The sequence below is a fragment of the Pseudomonas sp. HMSC063H08 genome, from assembly GCF_001813645.1.
GTDB classification, from domain to species: domain Bacteria; phylum Pseudomonadota; class Gammaproteobacteria; order Pseudomonadales; family Pseudomonadaceae; genus Pseudomonas; species Pseudomonas aeruginosa.
On record NZ_KV813613.1, the window covers coordinates 4,368 to 6,460 of the forward strand.

Here is a 2,093-nt window from a genome sequence, read left to right on the forward strand (position 1 = left end):
GCCACACAGATGGCCAGGGACGATCTCGGACTTCAACATCGCCTCGTGTATCCGAGCCACAGGAACAAGCGCTACTACGCGCCAAGGCACCAGTTCTACTTGAAGCAGATCGGAGCGGTCTTGCGAACCTTCAGGCAGGTCCTGGACCAAGACCTGCTGTTCGCTATCCGCTCGGTTCGGTGCCTCTCGCCCCAGCTCTACAACTGGCTCGCTCAAGGCGACCAGGTGCGCCGGCTACAAATGTTGAAGGCTCAGCCGGTCTTGACGCCACTACTGGTGGATTGCGAGGAGGGAGTCTGGCCCTACACGACGACCAATGACAACGGCGAGAGCATCCGCCATTACCTTCCTTGCCCCTTTTCCCTGCTCGACAGTGAACGACCGCAGGCCGCCGCCATGCCATGCGACTTGTACCTCGATATGGGCCGTATTCTGGGGCAGGTCGCGGACGAAGGGATTTCGGTCATCAACTTTTTCGCCTGGCTATTTCAGGCGCCACGGGCCTCGATTCGATTTCTTAGTCACGTCAGTCCCGGCCGTGCGGGAGGAGCTCTCTTCCATCGCAAACGGGAAGGCCGATATTCGGGTTGGCATGCTCTCCTACTGGCTGCATCGCTAGGTAACCGGCGGCCGATCACTCGCGCTCAATGGACAGCATTCTATGCCGCCTATAATGCGATCCCCTGGCAAATTCACAATGCCAAGCCCGACTACAACCGTCTCTTCAACGGCTGCCCGTCTGATTGGCAGGATCCGGCATGGCTTGCAATCACTGCACGGCTGAGCGACATCAAGGAGTTCTATTCCGCCCTCGACCAGGGGAACTCACAGGTTGTTTGGCAGGCGCGCAGCGCCCTGAAAGCGTATCTGGGTCATTGTACCTGCCGACAGGCTGGCAACCTGGTGGACGACTACCACCAGGTCCAGAGGGAGCTGCGTACCGCAGTGCAGAGCAGCCTGCCCGATCTGATCGACACCGACGAGTACACCACCTGGGAGGGAATGCTGTCTGTCGGCCTTATCGATTGCCCTAATGGCCTGCAGATCGTCGAGCTCCGCTGTCCTGCCGACCTCTATGCCGAACATATCGCTCTGGCACATTGCATCGATAGCTACGACCAGGCCGCCTACCGAGGAGACTGCCGACTGCTCTCAGTACGTGAGGCTGGTCGTCCGCTGGCCTCTGCCGAATTGGAGCTCAGGCGTGAGCATGGCGAGCCTATAGGTAGGCCCTGGAATCCCAAGCACCTTTCCACGGTGCAACTGCGCGAATTCGATAATGCCCCCGTGCCGACAGACTCGCCTGCCGGCCAGGCATACCGCTGGTTCATGGAACGGATTCGCTCGGGAGCCATAGCGACGAACCTGAACTGGCCCGACATGACCGTCCACATGACGCGCTTCGCCGATGGTCGCTGGAAGGCGGGCCTCGCCGAAGCCACGGCGAAGTGGCTGCTCACTCGGTTGGAAGACCGATGAACCGTCCACGCCTGATCAACCGTACCTCCGCGACACGTTCGACGCTTCTGCAGCGGGCGATCTTCGACGGCTACGACTTCGGCTTGAAGATCCCCTATATCGCAGGCAGCAACCGCGCGCTGCTGGAGCTATCCGGCTTCTTCATCAGCGCCCGGGAGCATCCGTTGCACCGCTACTGGCGGGTCCCCAAGGGCAAGCTGCTGCCTGAACTGGACACTCTGTACAACCGTCTCGCCGAGCTCGCTGGAGGCCTTCACTCCCAGTCCTGGCGGGAGTTCAGCTCCTTGGTCGAATCCGCGCAGGCCTCGCTTGACCGACAGGTCTTCACCTGGGGGATGCTGCTGCGCATCGCGCCCCTGGCCGAGGGAGGCGTCCTACTGTCAGGCGAGTTCCATCCTGGTGTGGTGGCGGTGGCTCGGCGGATGCGCGGGGTATTCCTGCGCCCATCGAGCTCCTGGCGCATCGACACCACTCCCGAGCTGCTCCGAAGCAACCTGATTCTGGAGCTTGGCCTCGCCGAGGAACAATTCGAGATTCTGGATACTGTCCAGGAGCTGCTCAGCGACGGCAGCTTCGCGCCGTCGACCGAGCTGCCCAGCATGAGCATCGGCGGT

General features: G+C 61.3%; 1 protein-coding gene and 1 pseudogene. Both read left to right on the forward strand.

The genetic code is table 11. The features are described 5' to 3' along the window. A partial coding sequence (locus HMPREF2924_RS37115; RefSeq protein WP_256567987.1) for a hypothetical protein occupies positions 1-1,479 on the forward strand: 1,479 nt, incomplete at its 5' end. Then, a pseudogene (locus HMPREF2924_RS37120) lies at positions 1,476-2,093 on the forward strand (ATP-dependent helicase); the annotation flags it as partial. The gene HMPREF2924_RS37115 and the pseudogene HMPREF2924_RS37120, both read left to right, overlap by 4 nt.